Origin of the sequence: Helicobacter sp. 11S02596-1 (genome assembly GCF_002272825.1) — a bacterium.
Lineage (GTDB): Bacteria > Campylobacterota > Campylobacteria > Campylobacterales > Helicobacteraceae > Helicobacter_J.
This window is the reverse complement of the sequence record NZ_MLAM01000004.1, coordinates 38,889-64,871: the sequence shown is the minus strand read 5'-3', so window position 1 is coordinate 64,871 and position 25,983 is coordinate 38,889. Positions and strand designations below refer to the sequence as shown.

The window sequence follows — 25,983 nt, the reverse complement described above, 5'->3', positions numbered from 1 at the left end:
CCGAGGTTATTCTGAAGCTACGCTTCATCATCAACCCCGTTTTATAGGTTTCTACTCGATTCAGTTTTCAAACCGAATCGAGTAGCCATAATGAACGCCATCTAAAAACCACAAATGCTAAAATGGCGAGTATGAAACAAATCCCAAATAAATATCCCCAGCCCAAAACGATGATATATCCCCCAATCACGGATAAAATCGTCGCAAACAACTCAGAACACGCAATCATCACAGAGAAATTCACCCCGCTTTGGTCGCCTTTGGCATATCCCATCGCAAGCGTGCAGAGCGTAACGAATTTGAAATTTATCAAAAACGATGAGAAGCAAAAGACAATCATCACGCTTGTATGGCTCACCGCACCATCACTCACAAAAAATAACAACACACTCAAACAAGCCTCAATCAGCAATACAAGCCTAAAAATCTTACTTGCATCAAAACTCGCACAAAGTCTGCTTGCCAAAACGCCCCCACTCACCGAGGCGATGACACCATAAACCCCAAATGTCGCTCCAATCTCTTCAGGGCTTAGCCCCATAGCGCTCAAAAATGCCCCGCCAAAAAATATCCACAATGATGTGGGGCTTTGGGCAAATAGGAGAAGAAAAAACGTGTTGCGTAGATTTTTGTTAGCAAAAAAGTTTTTTAGCGATGGCTTGTGATGGGCGTTGTGTGTGCCATATTTTGCCCCAAATTTTGCTTTGAAGAGAAAAAAAGCTGGCAAAGCAAACAAAATCGCCAAGACAAAAACGACAAAAAACGCATTGGAAGCATTGGAAGCACTCAAAATCTTGAAAAACATCCAGCCTGAAATCACCGGGGCAAGTGCAGAAAAAATCACCCGAGAGCCATTGGCATAGGGTTTGAGGCTGTCTTTGAGTTCATCGATGACAACACCACTTAGGGCAATATCCCCACAACACAATGCAGCATTGCCAACAAACACCACTACAAACAGCACAAAAAGATGGCTGATAGGGTCAAAAAACACCATCACAAGGAGGCTAAGGGTGGCTAAAGTAACGCTACTTGCCAGAATGACTTGCAATTTTAGAACGCTTTGTTTGCGCCAGCCCTCCACAAACGAAGCGTATAAAAATCGCACACCCCAGGGCACGCTGATACAATAAACAAACCAGCCAATCACATCGCTCCCCACCCCGCCCATCGCCATTAGCGAGGATATGGACTGATAAGCGATCATTGTTACTATGCCTACTAAACAATAAAACCCCACACACACAGCAAGGATGACAAAATTTTTCATCTTAGAGCCTATAGCTTAGTGAGAGCCCGATATTGAGCAAATCCCCGATGAGATAGTTTGTAGGTCCGAGATCCCTGAAAGCATAGTTGGCGTATTTTTGATTGAGGAGATTTTGGGCATAGGCATTGAGGATGATACCATTTCTAAACTCCGCACGAAAGGAAAGATCGAATGTGGCATAGGGGGCTTGCTTGGTCTCATTGGTTTCATCAAAATACGTTGTGGAGTAAAAGTTGGCATTGAGATTGCCAAATAGATTGACCCCTGCGATCTTTGCAAACAAATAATCAATATTGGCATTCAAGCTCACATCGGGTGCAAAGCTTAGAGTATTGTTTTTGGTATCTACATTCATATATGTTTTTTTGCTTGCAGCCGTCCCCTTGATGAAGCGGGAATGCCCGATAGCCCCACCAAATAGGATTTTGAGCCTTTCAATCGGGATAAGGCTTAATTGAGCTTCTATGCCTATGGAATCGGTTGTGCCGACATTTCTTAGCTTGGCATCAAATCCAGACCCAGAATAGACTTGCTTATCGGTAGTGTAGATATAATAAAAATCCCCATCAAAGCTGATTTTGCCCCCTAAAAAATCGCTATGCAGACCGATTTCTGCATTTTGGGAGTTCTCGGGTTTGAGCTTATTGCCTGAGTAAAAGTCAAAGCCTCCTGGCTTATAGCCTAGCTGGTAGAGGGCATAGATATGGGCAGTCTCACCGATATTGTAGGCGAGGGCGACTTTGGGGGTGATGGTGTGTTTATTCGCTGATTCTTTTTTAAATTTGGAGAAATCATAGCTATAGCGCGCCCCTAAGGTAAATTCCCAATTGCCAAAGGGTAGCTTTCCCTCGCCAAAAACTGAGGCATTGTTTTTGTTGATGGTGATAGATCCAAGATTGTTAAGATTATTAAGATTTTGAAAATACGCCCCCAGCACCAAATAACCCCCATTATCAAATTGTGTATTGAGTCGGAGTTCATTGGTGGTGGTTTTGGTCTGGTTGCCTGGACCATTTAAGGGGAGATAAGGGAGAAAATTTTTAACATAAACCTTTTGGAATGAGGTAACATTACTGAGGGTGGAATGCCCAAAGTCATAGCTAAGCTTGAGGGCATAGGTTTGGGAATCTAAAATGTTTGTGGGGAAGAAATTTTCATCTGGTGGTGGGGTTGTGGGCATCCCATTGTTATCAAATGCTATCCTTTTTATTTTTTCTGGGTCGATTTTTAGGCTGTCATAGACATCTTTTTCTACATTAAAACCCGTGTGGTGATCGACAAGCTGGCTACCGGAGAATTTAAACAATGCTTCAAAGCCTGAATTTTTGGGGGCGTAAGCGAGGCTAGCAGTGCCTGAGAGGGAATTGGAAGTATCGAGTTTTTCGCCCGTGCGGCTGCTTTTGATTTGCCCGTGATAGACATCCCTTGCAATCGAAGCACCAAAGTAAAGATAATCAGCAATGATGGGAGTTGCCCCAGAAAGTGTAATATTTGATGAAAGACTCCCTACAGAGGCATTCGCATTTAGCCGTGGGGTGTTGCTTGTGATGGGATTACTAATGATGTTTAGCACACCTGCTTGGGCGTTTTGCCCCCAGATAGTCCCTTGCGGACCACGCAAAAGTTCGACACGCTTGACATCTAGGAGCTCTTGGGTGAGGAGTGAAAAACTCTGAGGAATCCCATCGACATAAAGGACAATCGAGGGATTATAAACATCTGCAGTGCTAATACCTCGAATGCTTGGGACCGTGGAGTTGGGTCCTGTTTGGGTTTTGAGGATAAATCCGGGGATAACCTTGGCTAAGTCTTTGGTGTTATAAATCTGGAGTTCTTGGAGTTTTTCCCCACTCACCACAGCGACAGAGCCATCGATTTCACGGAGATTTTGGTCGAATTTATTGGCTGAAACCATTTGGGTTTGGAGTTTGTAGCTTTTAATAGGGCTTTGGGTTTTTCTAGCCACCCCCCCCCCCATTTGCTTCATTGCTATAAGCATTTGTGATTAAAAGAGAAAAGATAAGACTGCTGGATAAAATATTTTTTGTCATAAGAATCCTTTTGATAAATTTAAAAATGATTATTATTTTATTTGATAAAAAATTTTATTTCTACTCCAAAAAAGTTTTTTACTCCAAAAGCGGATGGAAGTTCGGATAAGTTGCCAATTATTTTAAAAACTACAAAATTTAATCTAGTGCTAAATCTTTACAAGGCAAAATTACGGCATAAATTTTGTTTTTAAAGGCTATGTGATGCGTGCGATACCGATACAACCTAATGATTTTCCTATGCTTGAAAAAATGGCAAATACGATCCGATTTCTTTGTGCTGATATGGTCCAGAGTGCTAATAGTGGGCATCCGGGTGCGCCGATGGGTTTGGCAGATATTGCGGTGGTGTTGGGTTTTTATCTGCGGGTAAATCCAAAAAATCCCAAATGGCTCAACCGGGATCGTTTGGTTTTTAGCGGGGGACACGCTAGTGCTTTGGTGTATAGCCTACTGCATTTATGGGGCTTTGATGTGAGTTTGGAGGATCTCAAGCAGTTTAGAAAGCTAGGCTCAAAAACCCCCGGACATCCTGAATTTGGTCATACTGAGGGTGTAGAAATCACTACAGGTCCGCTCGGGCAGGGCTTTGGCAATGCGGTGGGCTTTGGCTTGGCACAAAAATACGCCCAGCATACCCTTGGGGCTGAGATCATCGATCACAAGGTGTATTGCCTGTGTGGTGATGGGGATTTGCAAGAGGGGGTGAGCTATGAGAGTGCGTCTTTGGCAGGGCATCATTGTTTAGATGATTTGATCGTGATTTATGATAGCAATGCCATCACGATTGAGGGGCAGACGGATTTGGCGATGAGCGAAGATATTGCCTTGCGTTTCCAGGCGCAAAATTGGCGTGTTCTTAACTGCGATGGGCACGATTTTGTCTCCATCAATGAGGCTTTCAAAGAGGCCCATATCAAAACCTCCAAACCTACGCTTATCATTGCCAAAACCACGATCGGCAAGAATGCCATCGGGCTAGAAGGTAGCCATAAAACCCACGGCGCACCTTTGGGGGCAGAGACCATCGCAACGTCTAAAAAAACCTTTGGCTGGGACGAAAAAGAGAGTTTTTTTATTCCCCCTGATGTGGCATTGCGTTTTGCAAACACAAAAGAGCGGGGCGAGATGTTTGCAAAGCTTTGGGAGGATTCTTTGGCGGGCAGACCTGAACTCAAAGAGAAGATTTTTAGAATGCAAAATCCTGATGTTGCTAGTATTGCCTATCCTGTTTTTGAAAGCAGCTCAAAGGTGGCTACGCGCGTGAGTAATGGCAAGATTTTGAATGCGATTTCTAAGCACTTAGAGGGCTTTATCGGCGGGAGTGCTGATCTTGCCCCATCGAATAATACGCATTTAGAGGGTGCAGGGGATTTCCCAACGGGCAAAAATCTGCATTTTGGTATTAGGGAACACGCGATGGGGGCAATCACCAATGGTATGGCAAATTATGGGCTATTTTTGCCATTTTGTGCGACGTTTTTTGTGTTTAGCGATTATATGAGCGGGAGCATTCGGGTGAGTGCGATTATGAAAGCAAAGGTATTTTATATTTTTACCCACGATAGTATCGGGGTGGGTGAAGATGGGGCGACACACCAGCCCATCGAGCAACTCAGCCATTTTCGAGCGATGCCAAATCTCTGTGTCTTTCGCCCCGCAGATGCCAACGAAAATATCGCCTGCTGGCAGGTGGCTTTGGGGCTAGAGGGTCCTTGTATGTTCGTGCTTTCACGGCAAAATCTCCCCGTGCTTGATGGTGTGAGCTTGGAGGGGGTAAAGAAAGGGGGCTATATCCTCAAATCCGCTCAAAATGCTTCGATTACACTTGTAGCAAGTGGCAGCGAGGTGGCTTTGGCACTAGAGAGTGCGAAGTTGCTAGAGTCTGGCGGGATTGCTACAGCGGTGGTGAGTGCGCCGAGTTTTGATTTACTTATCAGGCAAGATGAGGCGTATATCCAATCGTTATTTGGCGAAAGCAAGGTGCTTGCCATCGAGGCAGCGAGGGGGATGGAGTGGTGCCGTTTTGCTGATGATGTTATTGGTATGGATAGCTTTGGGATTTCGGGCGTGGGGGCGGCATTGTTTGAACATTTTGGCTTTACCCCGCAAAATGTTGCCAAAAGAGCTAGGGAATTGCTGGGGAAGTAAAATAAATTGATTGATAAAAAATACCAGATTGGGAGGCATATTGTGTGGAAAAAATAGATCGTTTAGGGCGATTTGATAATGTCAAATATTATGGTTATTTTTAAAAGAAAGGCAAACATTTGATAAATAAACAAAATTTTGAAGATTTTTTGGTGAATCTAAAACCTACGCTTATAAAACTAGGAGATTTTTCTGATTTTAATAAATGCTTTCAAAATACAAAACAAATTTCTATGCATTTATATGCTTTAAATTATTTACTAGGTAAAGAAAAATTAAAAGAGGCAATTAGTTCTTTATTTGAAGCAAATAAAGCTTGCTTTAGCTTCGGTATTTTAAATTTGCTTATAGCTGTTAGGGATAATAAGCCGTTTATGGGTATAGATGAACGGTGCCATTATCTAAATGAATATTTTAACGATCCGGAATCTATTTATAATTTTTTTGTTGAAACAGGGTTGGATAAAATTTTTCAATCTAAGATAATCACGAATTTAAATGACTATGTTTTTGGCATAGAGGTTGGTATGGATACAAATGCGAGAAAAAATCGGGGAGGTAGGACAATGGAAAAAATGATTGCAGATAAGTTTAAAGAAAGTGGAGTTGTGTTTAAAGAACAGGTCCATCATAGTAATTTTGATGATCTTAATTTGGGACTGGATAAAAAAGTGTTTGATTTTGTGATAGAGACGCAGATAAAAATATATTTAATTGAATGCAATTTTTATTCGTCGGGTGGTTCAAAATTAAACGAAACTGCTAGGTCTTACAGGGAAATTTCAAGTGTGATATCGCAAAATCCACGTTATGAGTTTGTGTGGATTACAGATGGCAAGGGTTGGCTTGGAGCCAAAAATAAGTTAGCAGAGGCATATGAAAGTGTAAGGATTTATAATTTAGCAAATTTATTTGAATTTATTAGTGAGCTAAAATGAAAGAGAATTTTATAAGCAATGATGGCGGATTTAGACTATATCACGGCAATACATTCGAGATTTTGCGAAAAATTAAAGAAAAATTTGATTTTATCTTCGCTGATCCGCCGTATTTTTTATCAAACGATGGTTTAAGCATTCAAAGTGGCAAGATTGTCAGCGTCAATAAGGGCGAATGGGATAGGGGTATCGGCGATAATGAGATGGATGTTTTTAATTGCCATTGGCTTTCTCTTGTGAAAAATAGCTTAAGTGAGAACGGCAGTGTGGCGATAAGCGGGACATATCATAATATTTTTTCTATAGGCAGGGCATTGCAGAAGCTAGATTATAAAATCCTCAATATCATCACGTGGCAAAAAACCAATCCGCCACCAAATTTTTCCTGCAGGTATCTCACGCATTCTACAGAACAGATCATTTGGGCGAGAAAAAGCCAAAAACATAAACATATTTTTAACTATGAGCTGATGAAAAAAATCAACGACAACAAACAGATGAAAGATGTTTGGGCGTTTAATGCCATTGGGGCGTGGGAAAAAACCTTTGGCAAACACCCCACGCAAAAGCCTTTGGCATTGTTAGTCAGGCTAATTTTGATGGCGACAAATAAAGACTCGCTTGTCCTTGATCCATTTAGTGGTGCGGCTACAACGGGCATTGGGGCGAATCTGCTCGGACGCAAGTTTGTAGGCATTGAAAAGGAGAAAGAATTTATCAACATATCTATAAATCGTAAATTAGAGCTTGAGGGCAAAAAAGCAGAATTTATAAAGAAACTAGCGGATTTAAGAAAGCTAGAAATGCTATAGTTTTATGTATAATGAATTAATAAAATCTCAAGCAAACCCAAATGGGTAAAAAAATATTTATCAGAACGCTCAAAAACACTAAGGTATAGAATGAAAGGGAGTTGGTGGCATTTTTGGAAGATGTTTTGAATGTGTATGAAAAACACCAGCTCAAGGGGCGTTTTGTGTGGGGAATAAAACATTCAGAACGACTTGATAGTGCTAAATAACAGGATTTGAGAGGATAAAGATATGCCAGATAGAGAAAAATTTTTCACCCAAAAAACGCCTCTGTATGTTTTTGCCACAAGGCGGAAGCTAAAGGAATTTTATCTCTCGTGTGGGGAGGGCTTTTTGCCTGTGGCGATGAGTGTGAGCGAGTTTTTTGAAAGCATTTTGTTTGTGAAAGATCGCAGAAAAATCCCCAAAAATATCCGCAAGGTTTTTTTGCTTAGCGCCATCGCTTCAGTGGTTGATTCTAGGCAGGGATTTGAGCGAATGCTCGTGTTTGAAAAGAGCTTTTTAGCTTACTTGGAGAGCAGTTCGTTTTTGTTTGGATTTTTTGATGAGCTGGCTTTGTCTTGTTTGGATTTTGAGGATATTCCTTTGAAAGACACATATGGGGATTATGAGGAACATTTGGCGATTTTGGGCGAAATTTATGCGATTTATACCCAAAAGTTGCGTGATTTTGGTTTTTTTGATCTGATTTATGGTCAAGATTATGAGATTTTGAGCGATTTTTTTGAGCGATTTTCTTGTGTGGAATTCCAGCTCGATGGGTTTTTGAGCAAACAAGAAAAAAATATTCTTTACAAAATCAGCTCCCTTTTGCCTGTGTTTGTTCATATCGAATGCGATAGATACAATCAGGAGCATTTTGGATTTTTGGGGGTTGGTTTGAAGCAAGATTTTTGTTACAAAATCAATCTCTCAACCTCTGAAATCTTATCTGAAACGCCTATGCGGGCAAATATGGATGTCGATATTTTTGCCTTTGGTTCCAGGCTCAATCAGTGTGCTTTGGTTTTTGAGCGTATCACGCAATGGCTTAATCTTGGACTAGACCCGCAAAAACTCGCCATCATCACGCCTGATGAGGGATTTTGTGAATACCTCAAACTCCTTGATAAGCACCATAATTTAAATTTCGCCAGAGGTGAGGGATTGGCGAGTTTTGCCTATGTCCAAGCGCTCAAAAAAATGCTCCAAGATTGCAAGCAGACCCCAGTCGTGAGTGATTTGCACCCATTAGAATGGCTACGCCAAGAAACCGAGTCTTTGCTTGCAACAACGCAAGATAGCGAGATTTTAGCGGGCTTTCATTCGGAAATCTTGATGGGTTATGACAAGGTCGCCGGGAGTTTTGATGCGTTTTTGCCCGCAGAGATTTTGGAGCTGTATATTTTGGATTTGAATGATTTTCGCCTCGATGATGTTAGCGGGGGGCAAATCAAGGTGATGGGCGTTCTTGAGTCGCGGGGATTGTGCTTTGATCGGGTGGTTATTGTGGATTTTAACGAGGAGTTTGTTCCTAGCCTCAAAGATAGCGATATGTTTTTGAACTCTAGCACGAGAAAAGCACTTCAAATCCCTACACTACGGGATAGGCAGGATTTGCAAAAGCATTATTATCTCCAGATTTTGCATAATAGCCAAAAGGTGGATATTACCTTTGTGGATACCGATAGCGTTTCGCATTCTAAGATGATTGATGAGCTTGCTTTGGGTGAGAAGATTTGCAATGGCGATGAGAAATACCGCATTTTTCCATTTGAAGAAAAAAAGATTTATAAAGAAGAAAATTTTATTGCAAAGCTCCCGATTGATTTTAAATTTTCAGCTACTAGGATTAATACATTTTTTTCTTGTAAAAGAAAGTTTTATTATTCTTATATCAAAGGCATAGAAACCCCTGGCGAAGAGCAGGCAAATATGGGGAGTATATTTCATAATTTGCTTGCGAAAGCCTACCAAAATTATATCGGACAGACCCCAGATATTAGACATATCAGAGAAGAGCTGGCATTAAAGATTCAAGATTACCCCGGGCTTAGTGCGACAGAACGCCTTAAACTTGAATTGGACTTTAAAAAACTTGATAAATTTTGGGAAAATGAGTGCGAGCGTGCCAAAAATGGCATAAAAATCTTGGCTTGTGAGAAAGGATTTGAGACCAACATCGGGGGGTTTGATTTTAGGGGGATAATCGATCGGATCGATTCTTGGCAAGATAAAATCTTGCTTATAGATTATAAATTCAAATCCAAAGTAGAAATCCAAACAGATTTGGAAAAAGCGAGCGATTTTCAGTTGCCTATTTATTGGTATGGGGCAAGGGCGTTGGGCTATGATGGCGAGATTGAAGCTTATTTTTATGACCTCAAAGATGACAAATACAAAAAAGGTGGTGGTGAGCTAAAAAATGAAGAAATGCTAGGGCAAAAAATCGAGCTTTTAAAAGACAGGCTCAAAGACTTTCACAAAGAGATTGATTTTGTTAAAACCGAAGATAGAAAAGTTTGCCAATATTGTCCTTTTGTCGATATTTGCGGGATCGATGCTAGTCTTTGATCGCAGCGATTTGTTCTTTGGAAACAATCGTAAATTTCGTATCGTGATTGTATTTTGAGTTTCTAGCTTCTTCGATGAGCTGTTTGACATCAACATCAACATAAGGATCGATATAACCGAGTTCAAATTTTTGTTGGTTGATGTTGGAATAAAATTCCCCATCTTTTTTGACAATAATAACGCTGTAATTTTTTGAAATAGACATAATTTGGATTTTTAAGGAAGTTTCGAGTTTTTGATTGGAAGTAAAGATAAGGAATTTTTTTTCATACGATTGTTTGTATTTGTAGTAATAATTATAGACCGCCCTTTCGTTTTCGCTTAGCTTGTTTTTGTCAAGACGGCTAAGATACTGCCCCAAAAAGGTCATCGCACAATAAGAATCATTGATATTATGCTTGAAAAACATATTTTTGATAGCAGTCGAAGCCATCCCGAGTTTCCATATTTTGTCATCAAGCATTGTGGCGCAAATATCCATCGCTTCTTTTGTTTTATTCACAAGGATTTCATAAATTTTTTTGAATACAACCCCAAATATTTGGAAATTCTGGCTTTTGAAACCATCTGTAAGCGTGGTGAGATTTTCAACAGCTTTTCTGAGGATTTTGATCTCTTCTTCAGCCTTTGCCATATTCATTCTGATATTTTCAAGCTTGATATTCAGGGTTTTTTCATCATTTTTTTTGTTTTCAAGTTTGGCTTTGATTTGCTTGATTTCATAAATAGAATTTTTTATTTTATTGTTGAGTTGGAGGATTTTTTCTCTTGCGCTCAAGATTGCCTTGATCGCACCGCGGTAGTTGTATTGCATTTCCAAAAAGCATTCTTCATAGATTTTTTCAAGATTGATATTGACATTTTTTGTGAAATTTTTATAGGAATATTCGAGTTGGTTGAGCCTTTGGAGATCGTTTGTGAATGTGTCTATGGTGATGTTTCTATCGGTAAAAACCAAATAATCCATCGCTTTGATCAAAAAACGCTTGGTGGCTAGATAGTTGATTTTTCCCATCGTATTGGAGTCGTTTTCATCCATAATGAATTTGATAGCATTGAATTCTTGGGCGAAATATTCTTTGATACAATCTTGAACCGGGGAGGTTATTTCAATGGTTTTTAATGTGAAATAATTGGTCTCTTTGAATATTTTTTGTGCGATTTGATTGCGGGTATCTTGTTCTTTTTGCTTGAGTTCTTCATCGGTATCGCTTTTCCAAAAGTCAATTTCCTTGATAATGCCATTGGGCGGGAAATCTTGATAATAAGAAGCCTTGGCGTCAGTGATGGAATACCCATTGGTGTTGCACCTAAATTCCACAAGCATCCCCACAACAGGTAAGAATCTCGTATCGTGCCAGCTTTCTTTGCGAAGTTCGAAAATTTTTTTTGAGGCGTTGGTAACGACCCCAGAACCTGTCGATATGGAGTATCTTAGAATTTTTCCGTGCATTTTAAACCCTAAATGATTGTTGTAAGCGAGTGTGCTATAATTTCAAACAAATTTATCAAAGGACAAATATTAAAAAATTATACCTATTTGTAATTTTTTCTGCAATACTCATTTTTTTGTCTATCGCAACAATATTTGGAGATAGTGGGCTTGTGGGGAATTTTGGGGCTATTTTTGCAAAAATAAATATAGCATTTTTTGGTTATGGGGCATATTTTTATTTATTATTTTTGATTTATCCTGCTTATCTAATGTATCGCAATATGGCATTTACCCAGCGAAAAATCGAGGTGATTTTGGCGGGCATTTTGGGGTTTGTGGCGTTTTTGATTTTGCAAGCTATCATTGTCAAAAAAGGCGAGATAGGCAAAGCGGTTGTGGATTTTTTGCAACCTTTTATTGGTCTTTTTGGGATTTGTGTATTCATTTTTATTTTGATTTTTTTGTCTTATATGATGTTTTTTCCTAAAAATTTTGTTTTTTTGCTTGCTGGTTTGAAAAGATTTTATAAAAAAATTTCTTTTATAAAAACCTCTTTTGATAGTAAGCATTTATTGGAACAATTTTTGGCTTTAGATATGCAAAAATTTTTTCCCAAGCGCGAGATTCTGCAATCTAGCAAGCCAGCTCTCCAACAAGATTTACCGCAGGATTTGCCACAAGATACCCCACAAAATACCCAAGATGACCCTATCCCTGTTTTTAACGAAAGCAAAATCAAAATCAGCTACACCCCCGCGCCCAACAAAGACAATGAAGAAAAAAAATACGCCAGTATGGTCCGACTTGTCGATGAAAATGAGGAAGGCGAGGTGCTTGAAGCTAATATCGAAAGGATTTTGAATCGTAATAAAAAATTTTTTGAAGAGTTGAGTGCGAAGCATTTTAGTGATGAGGCTTCAAAGCCAAAACCAGAAGCGATACCAAAGGATTTGCCTAAAGAAGATAGTGCTTTCAACCCTCAAAAAGAAGCCGTTTCTTGGCTTGAAAAATTGCCAAAAAAAACTATATCTGAAGTCAATGCCACTGAAAAAAAAGTTGAAAAAAACTTGATGAAAGAAATTTTTAGAGATGATGGGTTGGATTTTCCAAAAAATATACAAACAACAGAAGATGGAGAAAAAGACAAGACATTGGTTTTTAAAAAAATATTCCCAACAATCCAAAAATCAGAAACACCAACAGGGGAAGAAAAACCCAGTCCCTCTGCTTTCAAAACTACATTCTCGACACTTCAAACCCCCACGCCCAAGCAAAAGCCTCTTATTGTCAAGGAGCTTGCAGAAAATAAACAGCTTCTTGAAGCCCTTGATTTTGGCGAAGTCGAAAAGCCCAAAGATTACCAACTCCCCAGCACGCAATTACTTGAGATTCCCAAATCCCAGTCTTTGCAGGTGGATGAAAATGAGATCGACAAAAAGATCCAAGACCTCCTTGTTAAGCTCAAGTTTTTCAAAATCGATGGCGATATTGCCCGCACGTATTCAGGACCCATCGTTACGACTTTTGAATTTCGCCCCGCACCCGATGTCAAGGTGAGTCGGATTTTGACATTAGGCGATGATTTGGCGATGGCACTTTGTGCGCAATCTATCCGTATCCAAGCGCCCATACCCGGAAAAGATGTCGTGGGTATTGAGATCCCTAATGCCAAAAGCGAGACAATTTATCTGCGTGAGATTTTAGAAAGCGATTTGTTTAAAAATTCTGCTTCGCCTTTGACATTAGCACTTGGTAAGGATATTGTGGGGAATCCCTTTATCACGGATTTAAAGAAATTGCCCCATCTTCTGATCGCTGGGACGACAGGGAGTGGGAAGAGTGTCGGGGTGAATGCGATGATTTTATCTTTGCTGTTTAGAAATTCTCCTGATAATCTCAAACTCATTATGATCGACCCTAAAATGGTCGAATTTAGTATGTATGCTGATATTCCTCATCTCCTCACGCCGATTATTACCAATCCCAAAAAGGCGATTAGTGCGCTAGGGAGTGCTGTCAAAGAGATGGAGAGGCGTTACAAAATGATGAGTGAATGCAAAACAAAAAACATCGATAAATATAATCCAAAAGCCAAGCTTGAGGGGCTTGAGGTCTTCCCATTTTTGGTGATTATCATCGATGAATTAGCCGATTTGATGATGACAGGGGGCAAAGAGGCAGAATTTCCCATCGCCAGGATCGCCCAAATGGGGCGGGCAGCCGGTCTGCACCTTATCGTCGCCACGCAACGCCCGAGTGTCGATGTTGTTACCGGGCTTATCAAGACCAATCTTCCCTCAAGAATCAGTTTCAAGGTTGGCTCAAAGATCGATTCACGGGTGGTTTTGGATACGGAGGGCGCACAGAGTTTGCTCGGTAGGGGGGATATGCTTTTTACACCTCCGGGTATTGGTGGCGTGGTGAGATTGCACGCCCCGTGGGCTTCTGAGGAAGAGATAGAAGAAATCGTCGAATTTATCAAATCCCAGCGAGAAGTTGCCTATGATAAAGATTTTTTGATTGAAGAATCTGATGTGTCGTTGCCATCGACATCTAATGGGGCTTTGAATGAAAGCGGGGAAATCCTTGATGAAGCCAAACGCATTATCTTGCAAGATAAAAAAACCTCTATTAGCTATCTGCAAAGGAAGCTTGGTGTTGGGTATAATAAGGCGGCTTCGATTATTGAGGAATTGCAAAATCAAGGTTTCCTTTCTGAACCCAATGCCAAAGGGGTTCGCGAGATTATGAACCTCTAAAATCTCGTTGATGGTTTTTTGTTAATGTTTTTAAATACAATTATTTTTTAAAATTAAAGGACAATAATGTGGATTACCCGACAGATAAGCCCAAATTTTCGTCAAGAATATACAATCGATTCCAAAATGCTTGATGCGAGGAGTTCTGAGCATATTTTGGAGATTTTTAAAAGCAATGATTTTGATCAAATCGCCATTATTGATGAATGCCATATTATGCTTAAAAAATTTCTTTATATTGAAAGCGAGCTTTATGCGCATTTGCCAGCGTGTTCGCATCCAAATCCCAAAAATGCTTTGGTATTGGGAGGATTTAATCTTGAGATTGCTTTTGAGCTTTTGAGACATCAAGAACTCCAGATTGATTTTGTGCAAGGTGATGCAAAGATTTTGGACTCTCTGATTAGCTTTTTGCCGAATTTTTCTTCGGTGAGTATGAATCCAAGATTTAAGCGCTATGAAAAAGCTATCGATTTGGATGTGAAAAAATATGATGTGATTATTTGTTTGCATAGACCCAATATCCACGAGATCGATGGCATCTCTCGAATGCTTTCTCCTGATGGGATTTTGGTGTTTGCCACCAAGCACCCGTTGCTCGAATTTGCAGATTTTGAAGCCAGCATTTTAGATGCTGGGCGGTTTTTTGGGATTGTAATGCCATTTTTTGCCCCGCTTTCTATCCTCACAGATAGGGGCTTTGTCTTTGCTTCAAAAAAATACCACCCTCTAGCAGATATGTTGCTCCAAAAAATCGATATGCTTGAAAATCTCAAATACTATAATGCCGACATCCATCAAAGTGCCTTTGCCCTGCCGAATATGCTGGTATCTAGGCTCAAGGGTGTTTTGAAAAATTGATATGGATTTGCAATACGCTATCGCTCTCACAGGTGGGATAAGTTCGGGAAAAAGCACCGTAGCAAGCCTGCTTTCCCTGTATGGTTATTGCGTTGTCGATGCGGACAAGATAGCCCACGAGCTTTTAGAAACCAACAAAGAAAGGCTTATTGAGCTTTTTTCTTCTGAAATTCTCGATACTTTTGGCAAGATTGATAGGAAGAAATTAGGCAAAATCGTTTTTGAATCCAAACACGCCCGCAAAATCCTTGAAGATTTGCTCCACCCTCAAATCCGCCAAAAGATCTTAGAAACTGCTAGAGCGCTTGAAAATCATCATAAGTTTTATTTTTTGGATATCCCATTGTTTTTTGAGGTTGGGGGCAGAGAGGTTTATGGGGTTTCAAAAGTTTTGCTTGTATATGCCCCGCAAAATATCCAGTTAGAAAGACTGATGGGCCGGGATGGTTTGAGCAAAGAAGAAGCATTGCAAAGAATCTGTGCTCAGATGGCTATCGAGGACAAAAAGACCCAAAGTGATTTTGTGATTGCAAACACCAAAGATATTAAAGCATTGCAAAAAGAAGTCGAAGATTTTCTTCAGCGCCTTTCTTGATGTTGTCGTGATGGTGGCGTGATGTTATAAGATTTTTTTATAAGCAATAAAGTTTTATAATTTTGCAAAAAAAGAATCGATTCTATTTTATTGCAAGGAATATTTGATGATAACCCTCAAAAAAGCACTTTCATTACCCAAAGAAGAACTCCAAGCTATCAAATTAGACATCTCTGAAAAGGTGAGGCAAAATATGGAACTCAATGCCTATATTGATGAACCCATCGAGAGTGCAGGCAATGAAAATGCAGGCAGTGGCGTGCCGATACTCATCAAAGATAATATCAATGTCAAGGGCTGGGAAATCACGTGTGCGAGCAAGATACTCAAAGGCTACATTGCCCCCTATAATGCCAGCGTGATCGAGCGATTGCACCAAAATGGGATGTGCGGGTTTGGGCGGGCAAATATGGACGAATTTGCGATGGGAAGCACCACAGAATCAAGCTGTTATGGCAGGACAAAAAATCCGCGCGATATTTCACGGGTGCCTGGCGGGAGTTCTGGCGGGAGTGCTGCAGCGGTTGCGGGGGGCTTGGCAATTGCGGCATTAGGGAGTGATACGGGCGGGTCGATCAGACAGCCGGCGGGGTTTTGTGGCTGTGTGGGACTCAAACCTACCTATGGGCGGGTGAGTAGATACGGGCTTGTAGCCTATAGCTCAAGCCTTGATCAGATCGGACCTATCACGCAAAACATCGAAGATTGTGCGATATTATTTGACGCTATCAGCGGGGCGGACAAAATGGATTCCACGAGTGCGCCAATGCCACCAACCCAGACATTTTCCAAACTCGATGGAGACAGGCGTTTTAAGATAGCGATTTTGGAGGATTATCTGCGTGAGGCTAGCCCGGATATCCAAAAAGCTTATGAAGAAACCATCAAAACCTTAGAATCAATGGGACATCAGATCGTTTCTAAAACAATGCTAGACACCCAATACCACATCTCGGCTTATTACATCATCTGCACGGCTGAAGCGAGTTCAAATCTTGCGAGATTTGATGGGGTGCGTTATGGCAATCGTGCAAAAACATCAGAAAATCTCAAAGATTTGTATATCAAAACCCGGAGCGAGGGGTTTGGTGAGGAAGTAAAAAGACGCATAATGTTAGGAAATTTTGTCCTAAGTAGTGGCTATTATGACGCTTATTACATCAAAGCCCAAAAAATCCGGCAAGCCATCAAAAAACAATACGAGGAAATATTTAGCGATACCGATATGATTCTCTCCCCTGTCGCCCCCAGCGTTGCCCCGAGCTTTGGGAGTATGCATTCGCCTTTGGAGATGTATTTGAGCGATATTTATACCATAGGGGTAAATCTTGCTGGATTGCCAGCGCTTTCGTTGCCTGTAGGGGCTTCAAAAGAGGGCTTGCCACTTGCGATGCAGTTTATTGGGAGAAGTTTTGATGAGCAGAGCATTTTGGATGCTGGTTATGGGCTTGAGCGGGTGTTAGAAATTAAATTTGACTAGGAGATAAAATGAAATTGATACAAAAAGCCTTGACATTTGAAGATATTTTGTTGGTTCCGGGGTATTCAGAGGTATTGCCAAAAGAGGTTTGTATAGTTTCAAAGCTCACGAAAAACATCAGCTTAAATATCCCTTTTGTTAGCGCAGCGATGGATACGGTAACCGAATACAGGACAGCCATCGCAATGGCACGGCTTGGGGGTATCGGTATTATTCACAAAAATATGGACATCGCTTCGCAGGTAAATGAAATCAAAAAGGTCAAAAAAAGTGAAAGCGGTGTTATCACCGATCCTATCTATATCCAAGCCAATCGCTCGCTTGCAGACGCCAAGGTGATTACGGATAATTATAAGATTTCGGGCGTGCCGGTGGTCGATGAAAATGGCTCGCTCATTGGGATATTGACGAATCGCGATGTGCGTTTTGAGACAGATTTGAGTAAAAAAGTCGGCGATGTGATGACAAAAGCCCCATTGATAACCGCCCCCGTTGGTATCAGCCTCGAAGAAGCTAGAGAGATTATGCACCAGCACCGCATTGAAAAACTCCCGATTGTCAATGATAAAAATATCTTGAAAGGTCTCATCACGATCAAGGATATTCAAAAACGTATCGAATATCCCAATGCTAATAAAGATGAACTTGGTAGGCTTCGGGTTGGGGGGGCGATTGGGGTCGAGCAACTCGATCGTGCTGAAGCACTGGTGCAAGCAGGCGTGGATGTGCTTGTTCTTGATAGCGCGCACGGGCATTCTATCAATGTAATGCGGACACTAGAAAATGTAAAAAATAAGTTTTCTGTTGATATTATCGTGGGGAATGTTGTTACCCCGAAAGCCACGCAAGACCTCATCAATGCGGGTGCTGATGGGATTAAAGTCGGCATTGGTCCAGGAAGCATTTGCACCACGAGGATTGTTGCAGGCGTTGGGATGCCCCAAGTTTCAGCCATTGATGGCTGTTCAAATGTCGCTATCAAGCACGGGGTCCCTATCATCGCTGATGGGGGTATTAAATATTCTGGAGATGTTGCCAAAGCGCTTGCTGTAGGGGCGTCTTCGGTGATGATTGGGAGTTTGTTGGCAGGCACTGAAGAATCCCCGGGGGATTCGATGATTTTTCAAGGACGCCAGTATAAGAGCTACCGCGGTATGGGGAGTATCGGGGCGATGAGTAAGGGGAGTTCTGATAGGTATTTTCAAGAAGGGACAGCCCAAGAAAAGCTCGTGCCAGAGGGGATTGAGGGCAGGGTGCCTTATCGGGGGAAGATCGCAGATGTCATCCACCAGCTTGTTGGCGGGTTGCGCTCTTCGATGGGGTATTTGGGTAGCAAAAACATCGAATATCTATGGGAAAATGCCGAGTTTGTAGAGATTACATCAGCAGGTCTTAGGGAATCGCACGTTCACGATGTCGATATCACCAAAGAAGCCCCGAATTATCACGGATAAGGGTTGATGATGGCGGGGGCTTGTGATGGTGCTATCGTGGTAAAAATAGGTGTGTGGGAGTAGTGAAAGTGATGTTTGAGAGTTGTGTGCAAGAATGGTGTGTAAAAATAGTGCGTGGAAGCCGTGCTTAAGAGCCGTGATGGTAGCCTGACATTTTTCAACCAAGAATTTGGCGAGTGTTACCATAGCCTCAAAGATGGGGCATATACGGAGACATTGCATAAACATATTTTGCCCCCGATTTTGTTTGCAAATTCACTCCAGAAACCTTGTTTGAAGATATTAGATATTTGTTTTGGTTTGGGATACAATACATTTACCACGGCTATAGAATATCGCAAGATGGGCTATAAAGGGAGGATTGAGATTTTTTCTCCCGAGAAAGATAGGGGCGTATTTGAGAAAATTTTAGCTTTGAAATACCCTTGCGAACTCTTAGGGCTTGATATAGCAAAAATTATTCATACATTGCAATCTACCAATAATATTTCTGGCACTTCAAGTGCCTCGAGCGTTTTTATCACACCACATACGAGTTTAGAATTATTTATTGGGGATGCGAGGGATTATTTTCATCAATTTAGCGATGGGAGTATGGATATTATTTATCAAGATGCATTTAGCCCGAGGGTGAATCCAGATTTGTGGGATAAAGAGTATTTTTTGGAGCTTTTTAGACTGAGCCATTCTGAATCGATTATCACGACATATTCTACAAATACTGAAATCTTTTTGAATGCAAAAAATGCGGGCTTTTTGGTCTATAAATACAACAGCAAGCATACAAGAAAAAGCACACTTTTCCTCAAAACACCGCTAGCAGAACACAAGGATTTATCATTATGGGGATAGGCGTGTGCTATTTTGCTTTGATATTTTTGTCTAAAATTGATTTGATTTCTTGGATATTGTTAGGATCGGTTGAGAAAAATATTTCAACGCGGTTGTTTTTGATTTTGTTTTCGGTCGAATCATTTGGGGCTAAAGGCTTGTATTTTCCATATGAGGAATAGGACAGCTGTTTGGGAGAAACGCCATCTTGGATCAATGCTTGCATTACGCTCAAAGCCCTACTGGCGGCAAGATCATAATGGTCTTTGAAGTGTGAATTTTTTGGCAAGGGAGAATTATCTGTAAAGCCCCTGACATCAATATTGACTTGAGGGGGAAATTTTTTGATGATTTGGGCAATGCGTTTGATATACATCATCATATCGCTGTTGTTAATATCAGCACTCCCTTGTTTGAAAATGAGATTGGCAGGAAGCTTCAAACTAACACCTTGTTCAATTTGTTCAAGAATGCCACCTTCTTCAAGCAGATTTTCAAGTTGGCTGATATTGTCAATAGCAACAGAAGAAGCACTTTCTTGGGATTGGTGGATCTTGCTACCTTCTGTATCTTGGGATTCTTCACCTGGATTAGGGGGGATAGGGATAACAGGTTGGATGGTTTCAGGTTTGGTAGTGGAGCTAAAAATCTTGATAAATTCGGTTTTTAACGCTTCGACTTTGGCTTTATTGGTTGCTGAAATGGCATAAAGAGCGATAAAGAGTGCCAAAAGCAATGAAAGGAAGTCCGCATAAGGAACAGCCCATTTTTCTCCGGCAGGGCATTCGACTTTTTTATTTTTTTTTGCCATCGCTTGCCTTATTCAAATTGAGAAATTTTTGGTTCATCAGGACCCAAAAAGCTCAAGAGCTTTGCTTCAAGGCTTCTGGGATTATCACCATTGGCAATCCCTACGATTCCCTCAAGCACGACGATTTTTTCTTTGACAATATCTTTTGATTTTGCTTTGAGTTTGTTTCCCCAAGGACCAAAGATAGCATAACTGCACATAATCCCCGTAACCGTTGCAGTAAATGCCCCGGCGATACCTGCAGCCATTTCTGCGGGATTATCGAGCTTTTGGAGTGCGAGCATTAGGCCCATAACAGCCCCAACAAGCCCAAATGTAGGGGCTGATTCGCCTGCGATGAGCCAGTAATGGGAAGCGCCGTGATAATATTCTTCTAGTTCTTCAATCTGGACTTCCATATCCTCTTTGACGGATTTGGCATCTTTTCCATCGATAATCATCGAAAGTGCCTCACGGGTAAAATCATCTTCGACTTGCGCTGCTTTGGCTTCAAGGGACAAAACACCATCTCTTCTTGCAAGCGTAGAAAATTCGACTAGTTGGCGGATGGTGGCGTTGAGATTGACTTTGGAGCCTAAAAAGACAATTTTGATTTCTTTATATGCTGCTTTGACAAAACGGGCGTGAGTGCCTGTCATAGCAGAAAATAATGTTGTAGGCACGATGATGATAACCGAGCTTAGATGGACAATATGTAGCGGATTTCCGCCCTCTAGGATGTCGCCCAAAGAGATTGAAGCAAGAGCCAGAACCATACCTAATAGCGTCGAAAGATCCATATTTTTTCCATTTTTTTAATTTGATTTTTTAGAAATTATATCCAATATCGGCTCTAAATTTTAAAGTTTTATGATTTCTTTGTGAATTTTTTCTTTTCCGATCCGAAAGCAAGCGATGTTTGGCTGATTTTCTAAGGAGATAATACAATAGCTTTTTGTGTCATCATCAATGTATTTTAGGTCTTCTTCTGATGGGTAGGCTTGGCTAAATGGATGGGAATGAAAGATACCAATGATGTCAAGATCTTGTTTTTTGGCTTTTTGGAGAGCTTTGATTTGATCGTTTGGGCAAAATGTAAAAAAATGCTCGGGATTTTGATGGATATTTTTGACCTTAAAAATCTCCTTGACATTATTTTGGAGGGTTTGCGTATTTTGTTTCCCCAAAAAATACCCGCAACATTCTTTGGGATAGCACGATTGCGCATAAGCAATCAGTTTGTCATAAAGCGTTTTGGGCAAAAAAATCATTGGGGGTAGTCTTGGAGCTCTTTGATACCATTTTCCCCACAAATTCGGCATTGAGGATTTTTGCATACATCTATTTTTCTAAAATTCATTGTTTTTGTATCTATGCTGAGGAGTTTATTGGTCAATAAATCCCCAATTCCTAGGCAATATTTGATGGCTTCAGCTGCTTGGATACACCCAATGAGCCCGGGCAATACCCCAAATAAGCCGGCTCGAAAGGTCGGATTGAGTTCGACTGGTGGCGGGGTGTCAAACGCACAAGCAAAGCAAGCGCTTTGATGGGGTAATATTGTCATTGTCTGCCCTCTGTATTTGAGGATTCCTGCGTGGGAATAGGGTTTGTTGGCTAATACGCACGCATCGTTGATGAGGAATTTTCCGGCAAAATTATCCGTAGCGTCGATGATAAAATCATAATCGCTGATGATTTTTAACGCATTTGAGGCGGTGAATTTTTCAAAATACGTTTCGATTTTGACTTCGGGGTTGATGGCATTCATCCTGTTTTTTGCCGAGCGGGTTTTGGGAAAGCCGATTTCTTCGGTTGTGTGGATGATTTGCCTTTGAAGATTACTGATTTCAACGATGTCAAAATCTAATATGCCGATTCTGCCTATCCCAGCGGCTGCAAGATACATCGCATTCGGAGAACCCAAGCCCCCCGCCCCAATAATAAGAACGCTGGATTGGAGCAATTTGATTTGCCCCGCTTCGCCCACATCCTCAAGCATAAGATGTCTCAAATAACGTTCTTTTTGATTTTGAGTAAGTGTCATTGTATTTCCTTTTAGGTGTAGATTCTTTGAGCCCATAGGCTGGCATTGGCTTGTTCGTCAAATAAAAAAGTTTTTTCTCCGTGTCCTGGATAGATGGTTTTGTTTGTTGCTGAGGGTAGTTTTTGGAATCTAAGTAACGATTCTTTCATATCTGCGGGGTTTGAGTAGGGGAAATCATACCTCCCGATGGAGCGATAAAAAATAAAATCGCCACTGAAAATCATATCATTGATTTCAATCATCGAACACCCGGGTGTATGACCGGGAAAATGCCAATAACTTACATCAAGATCGCCAATTTTTAGCGTAGTTTTTCCTTTTTGCCCTGCGATGAGAAAATCGGCATTACAAGGCTCTAATCCCGTGCCAAAGCAGTCTGAATGCAACATAAATGCGTCTTCTTTGGGAGAATATACCGGAACGTTTGGTAGGGCGGATTTGAGCGCTGCGACACTCCAAATATGGTCGTAATGCCCGTGTGTGATGAGGATGGCTAAAGGTTGTTTTGAATGCTCTAGCACCCATTGACTCGCCCCGATACCTGGATCGATAATATAATCTCCTGTAGGAGTTTTTAATAAATAACAATTCGTTTGGGGAGGACCAAACGCCTTTAGAAGCAACTCCATAAAGACCTTTCTTGATTTGTTTTGGTATCTCAAAAACGTATAGCGATTTTATCGAATGTTTCGATAAGATTGTATAAATATTTTGCCAAAAATAGTAGAATCTTCCCAATATCAAAGCGAAAATAATATTAAGGAGAAAGCAATGTTTGATAAAAATTACAAAATTGATGATTTGATGGGTTTTGATGAAAAATATGTATTACCGACCTATGCACGCACCAAGATACGTTTTTCTTATGGGCAAAATGCCAAGCTTTATACGCCTTGTTCACGAGAGTTTATCGATTTTGGTAGCGGGATTGGGGTGTGTAGCGTGGGGCACGGGAATGAAAAGTTAGCCGATAGTATTGCCCAGCAGGCTAGGGATTTGCTCCATTTATCAAATCTCTATCTCATCGAGCCTCAGGCTCTTTTGGCAAAAAAACTCATTGAGCTTTGCGGGTATGATATGCGGGTATTTTTCAGCAATAGTGGGGCTGAAGCCAATGAATGCGCCATCAAAATCGCTAGAAAATTTGGCGAAAAAGATGGGAAAATGGATAGGTATAAAATCGTAACCTTAGAGTCAAGCTTTCACGGCAGAACCATCAGCACGCTCAAAGCAACCGGTCAAGACAAAATGCACGTGCATTTTGCACCCTTTCCGGATGGATTTTTGCGTGCGAAAGACATCGATGATATTTATAATGTTGTAGATTCTAAAACCTGTGCGGTGCTTATTGAGTTGATCCAGGGCGAGGGGGGGATTTCTCCGATGGATAAACAAAAAGTTCAAGAATTGGCAAAATTTTTGAAAGAAAAAAATATCTTGTTGATGGTCGATGAAGTCCAAAGCGGGATTTATCGGACAGGCGAGATTTTTGCTTCTAAGGTTTATGGGATTACCCCTGATGTTATCAGCACGGCAAAAGGCTTGGGTGGGGGCGTGCCTATCGGGGCGACGCTTTGTGGTCTAAAAAATATATTTGAACCCGGCGACCACGGCAGCACATTTGGCGGGAATTTTCTCTCTAGCAGGGCAGGGTTGTGCGTGCTTGAGATTTTAGAAAACGAATACAATTCGGGGGCGCTTGCCAAGATTATTGATTTGTTTCATCATTATTTAGATGGGATGGTTTCTGATTTTCCTTTGTTGTTTGAAAAAAAGGTCGGGATTGGGCTGATGTGTGGTTTGGTAGCAAAAAATGCAAACATTCAAAAAAATGTCATCAGCACCGCATTTGAAGAGGGGCTTTTGATACTAAAATCAGGCAAAAATGTCGTGAGATTTTTACCTCCTTTGACTATCAGCGAAAAAGAGGTTTGCGAGGGCTTTACTCGATTGAAAAACGCTTGCCAAAAACTATGATACCCTTTAGCGTGTATATGCACGAGTGGCTTTATGGAAAAAATGGGTATTATCGCCACGCTTATGTAGGCAAAGGTGGGGATTTTTATACTTCAGTTTCTGCGAGTCGGTTTTTTGGCGGGACGATCGCTTATCATTTGCTTGGGCTGTTGGAAAATTCAAAACTTACCTTGCCGCTAAAGATTATCGAAATTGGGGCAGACAAGGGGCATTTATTGGGCGATGTGGCACAATTTTTGTCCGCCCTTTCTGTGGGGGTATTGCAAGATTGTGAATTTGTGAGTATCGAACCATTGCCCAATCTAGCCCTAGTGCAAAAGAAAAATTTTTTGGCACGCATTGGCTTAGAGTTGCGAGTATGTAGCGATTTGGATGAGCTAGATGTGGATTCTTCAGATTGTGCGTTTGTTTTTTGTAATGAACTTTTTGATGCGTTTGTTTGTGAGATTTTTAGAGATTCTAAGATGGCATATGTAGATAATCATCGTATATTTTGGCAGGAAGCCTGCGAAGAAATCACATCTTTAGCACAGCGGTATGGGGTGGCTTTGGGGCAGATTCCATTGGGTTTGAAGGATTTTATTTTTGGGCTTACTAGCAAGCTTGCACGAGCTAAAAAATGGAGATTTTTAACTTTTGATTATGGGCAATGGGGGGCTAGGAATGCGATTGATTTGAGGGTTTATGAAAACCATCAGGTTTATCATTTTTTAGAAGTTCAAAAAAACTTGGAACATTTTTATCAAAAATCTGACATCACTTATGATGTTGATTTTTCTTTGATTAGCGATTTTTTTGAATCTTTTGGTGCAAAAAAATTATTTTTCGAGGCACAAGGAAAGGCATTGTTGGATTTGGGGCTGGGTGATTTGCTCCAAAAGTTTAGTGAAAATACAAGCTATGAAAATTATTTACGAGAAGTTTCAAAAATCAAACCCCTGATAAGCCCGGGGGGCTTAGGGGAAAGATTTCAAGCGATAGGTTTTCAGGGGGGTTTGCAGGCAGATTAATCAATGATGAGCTTATTGGTGAGTGTTTGGATTATTTATCGTCTATTATTTGTCAATCTATCATTCATCATCTTGAGCGTGTTTTGGATAGCAAAAGCGATAGCCTCTCCGACGAACGGTTTCAACGGTGGAAATATTGAGCGGTTTATCCATTTTTTGCCTGATCTGGTTGATGGCTACTTCAATGACATTCGGCGTTACGAGTTCAGGCTCTTCCCAGATGGCATCGAGCAATTGCTCTTTGGATACGATTTGATCTCGGTGTCTTGCTAGGTGCGTGAGAACCTCGAAAGGCTTGCCTTTGACTTCGATTTCTTTACCTTTGTAGGTGATTTTTTCTTCATCAGGATTAATAATCAAATCTTCAATTTCAATAACACTAGAACCCCAGAACCTAAGTCTCGCTTCAATCCTTGCAATCAAGACATTTAAATCAAATGGCTTGGCGATAAAATCATCGACACCGATTTTGAATGCTTCGATTTCTTGTTCGGGTTTGGGTTTGGAAGCGAGCATAATGAGGGGGACGCAGGGATGTTTTGATTTTATTTGAGCAACAATGCTGATACCATCGCCATCAGGGAGTTTTGAATTGATCAAAATGAGATCGTAGTTTCTAATATTGATGAAATATTCACCATCTTTGAGATTTTCAGCAATATCGGTTTGGTAGCCGTGTTGGTTTAGGAAATCACTGATAGTCTTGCCTAGCGAAGAATCATCTTCTATTATTAAGATACGCATCCATTCATCCTTGATAAAGATATTATTAAATCTTGAGATTATAGCATAGTTTTAGATTAATTTAAACGAAATTCAATGAATTTTAAGAACCTATATATGAGTTGTGTGCATAACTCAAATCTTTTGCAAATGGGGTGGTTTAGATTTCAAAGAGGTGAAAATTTTTGAATGTTATAAAAATCCATTGACTAAATATATACTTTTTGTTTGTATTATACCCCTAAC

The 25,983-nt window shown here is 40.8% G+C and carries 21 protein-coding genes; 12 read left to right on the top strand and 9 right to left on the bottom strand.

Translation table 11 applies throughout. The features are described from left to right. Nucleotides 1-67: 67 nt before the first annotated feature. Nucleotides 68-1,270, bottom strand: a complete 1,203-nt coding sequence (locus tag BJI48_RS03500; RefSeq protein ID WP_095331961.1) for a hypothetical protein — start codon at nucleotides 1,268-1,270, stop codon at nucleotides 68-70. A 1-nt stretch (nucleotide 1,271) separates the two neighbouring features. Next, entirely contained in the window at nucleotides 1,272-3,257 is a 1,986-nt protein-coding gene (locus BJI48_RS03495) for a TonB-dependent receptor (RefSeq protein WP_180763034.1), read from the bottom strand. A gap of 268 nt (nucleotides 3,258-3,525) precedes the next feature. On the opposite strand from BJI48_RS03495, the gene tkt reads away from it, so the two are divergent. The 4 genes from tkt (at nucleotide 3,526) to BJI48_RS03475 (ending at nucleotide 9,775) form a co-directional block, all read left to right on the top strand. Continuing rightward, nucleotides 3,526-5,472 (top strand): transketolase, encoded by a 1,947-nt coding sequence (gene tkt / locus BJI48_RS03490; RefSeq protein ID WP_095331955.1) that lies wholly within the window; start codon nucleotides 3,526-3,528, stop codon nucleotides 5,470-5,472. 119 nt (nucleotides 5,473-5,591) lie between these two features. Beyond that, a complete protein-coding gene (locus BJI48_RS03485) occupies nucleotides 5,592-6,410 on the top strand; it encodes a type II restriction endonuclease (protein WP_095331953.1) in 819 nt (272 codons plus the stop codon). Next, nucleotides 6,407-7,222: a site-specific DNA-methyltransferase gene (locus BJI48_RS03480; protein ID WP_095331951.1), complete on the top strand. Its 816-nt coding sequence runs from the start codon at nucleotides 6,407-6,409 to the stop codon at nucleotides 7,220-7,222. Before BJI48_RS03485 ends, BJI48_RS03480 begins: the two co-directional genes overlap by 4 nt. 231 nt (nucleotides 7,223-7,453) lie before the next feature. Continuing rightward, the gene (locus BJI48_RS03475; RefSeq protein ID WP_095331948.1) at nucleotides 7,454-9,775 is read left to right on the top strand and encodes a PD-(D/E)XK nuclease family protein; all 2,322 of its coding nucleotides are present in this window, start codon (nucleotides 7,454-7,456) and stop codon (nucleotides 9,773-9,775) included. Here BJI48_RS03475 and BJI48_RS03470 read toward each other — a convergent pair. Continuing rightward, complete coding sequence (locus BJI48_RS03470) at nucleotides 9,765-11,228, bottom strand: hypothetical protein (protein ID WP_095331946.1); 1,464 nt, start codon at nucleotides 11,226-11,228, stop codon at nucleotides 9,765-9,767. The genes BJI48_RS03475 and BJI48_RS03470 overlap by 11 nt on opposite strands. A gap of 116 nt (nucleotides 11,229-11,344) precedes the next feature. Between BJI48_RS03470 and BJI48_RS03465 the strand changes: the two genes are divergently transcribed. From BJI48_RS03465 to BJI48_RS03440, 6 genes are all read left to right on the top strand, one after another. Beyond that, complete coding sequence (locus tag BJI48_RS03465) at nucleotides 11,345-13,969, top strand: DNA translocase FtsK (RefSeq protein WP_257874369.1); 2,625 nt, start codon at nucleotides 11,345-11,347, stop codon at nucleotides 13,967-13,969. A 66-nt stretch (nucleotides 13,970-14,035) separates the two neighbouring features. Next, a complete protein-coding gene (locus tag BJI48_RS03460; RefSeq protein WP_095331942.1) occupies nucleotides 14,036-14,830 on the top strand; it encodes a spermidine synthase in 795 nt (264 codons plus the stop codon). 1 nt (nucleotide 14,831) lies between these two features. After that, nucleotides 14,832-15,425, top strand: a complete 594-nt coding sequence (gene coaE, locus BJI48_RS03455) for a dephospho-CoA kinase (RefSeq protein WP_095331939.1) — start codon at nucleotides 14,832-14,834, stop codon at nucleotides 15,423-15,425. 106 nt (nucleotides 15,426-15,531) lie between these two features. Then, on the top strand, nucleotides 15,532-16,905 hold the full coding sequence (gene gatA, locus BJI48_RS03450) for an Asp-tRNA(Asn)/Glu-tRNA(Gln) amidotransferase subunit GatA (protein WP_095331936.1): 1,374 nt from the start codon (nucleotides 15,532-15,534) through the stop codon (nucleotides 16,903-16,905). An 8-nt stretch (nucleotides 16,906-16,913) separates the two neighbouring features. Beyond that, nucleotides 16,914-18,359 carry an IMP dehydrogenase gene (guaB, locus tag BJI48_RS03445; RefSeq protein ID WP_095331933.1) on the top strand — a complete coding sequence of 482 codons (1,446 nt, stop codon included), beginning with the start codon at nucleotides 16,914-16,916 and terminating at the stop codon, nucleotides 18,357-18,359. A gap of 114 nt (nucleotides 18,360-18,473) precedes the next feature. After that, nucleotides 18,474-19,211 (top strand): MnmC family methyltransferase, encoded by a 738-nt coding sequence (locus BJI48_RS03440; RefSeq protein WP_095331931.1) that lies wholly within the window; start codon nucleotides 18,474-18,476, stop codon nucleotides 19,209-19,211. 7 nt (nucleotides 19,212-19,218) lie between these two features. Here the strand turns inward: BJI48_RS03440 and motB are convergent, their stop codons facing one another. From motB to BJI48_RS03415, 5 genes are read right to left on the bottom strand one after another with little or no spacing between them, the layout of a single operon-like run. Further along, nucleotides 19,219-20,001, bottom strand: a complete 783-nt coding sequence (gene motB, locus BJI48_RS03435; RefSeq protein WP_095331929.1) for a flagellar motor protein MotB — start codon at nucleotides 19,999-20,001, stop codon at nucleotides 19,219-19,221. Nucleotides 20,002-20,009: 8 nt separating this feature from the next. Next, the gene (gene motA, locus BJI48_RS03430; RefSeq protein WP_095331927.1) at nucleotides 20,010-20,780 is read right to left on the bottom strand and encodes a flagellar motor stator protein MotA; all 771 of its coding nucleotides are present in this window, start codon (nucleotides 20,778-20,780) and stop codon (nucleotides 20,010-20,012) included. 60 nt (nucleotides 20,781-20,840) lie between these two features. Then, a complete protein-coding gene (locus BJI48_RS03425) occupies nucleotides 20,841-21,251 on the bottom strand; it encodes a M67 family metallopeptidase (RefSeq protein WP_180763033.1) in 411 nt (136 codons plus the stop codon). Next, nucleotides 21,248-22,027, bottom strand: a complete 780-nt coding sequence (locus BJI48_RS03420) for a HesA/MoeB/ThiF family protein (RefSeq protein ID WP_095331922.1) — start codon at nucleotides 22,025-22,027, stop codon at nucleotides 21,248-21,250. The genes BJI48_RS03425 and BJI48_RS03420 overlap by 4 nt, the downstream gene beginning before the upstream one ends. Nucleotides 22,028-22,038: 11 nt before the next feature. After that, complete coding sequence (locus BJI48_RS03415; protein ID WP_095331919.1) at nucleotides 22,039-22,656, bottom strand: MBL fold metallo-hydrolase; 618 nt, start codon at nucleotides 22,654-22,656, stop codon at nucleotides 22,039-22,041. 142 nt (nucleotides 22,657-22,798) lie between these two features. On the opposite strand from BJI48_RS03415, the gene BJI48_RS03410 reads away from it, so the two are divergent. Together BJI48_RS03410 and BJI48_RS03405 are read left to right on the top strand one after the other, a co-directional pair. Further along, nucleotides 22,799-24,004, top strand: a complete 1,206-nt coding sequence (locus tag BJI48_RS03410) for an aspartate aminotransferase family protein (protein ID WP_095331917.1) — start codon at nucleotides 22,799-22,801, stop codon at nucleotides 24,002-24,004. Next, nucleotides 24,001-25,014, top strand: a complete 1,014-nt coding sequence (locus BJI48_RS03405; RefSeq protein WP_095331915.1) for an SAM-dependent methyltransferase — start codon at nucleotides 24,001-24,003, stop codon at nucleotides 25,012-25,014. The genes BJI48_RS03410 and BJI48_RS03405 overlap by 4 nt, the downstream gene beginning before the upstream one ends. A gap of 60 nt (nucleotides 25,015-25,074) precedes the next feature. Here the strand turns inward: BJI48_RS03405 and hsrA are convergent, their stop codons facing one another. Then, a complete protein-coding gene (hsrA, locus tag BJI48_RS03400) occupies nucleotides 25,075-25,758 on the bottom strand; it encodes a homeostatic response regulator transcription factor HsrA (protein ID WP_095331913.1) in 684 nt (227 codons plus the stop codon). Between the last annotated feature and the right edge of the window lie 225 nt (nucleotides 25,759-25,983).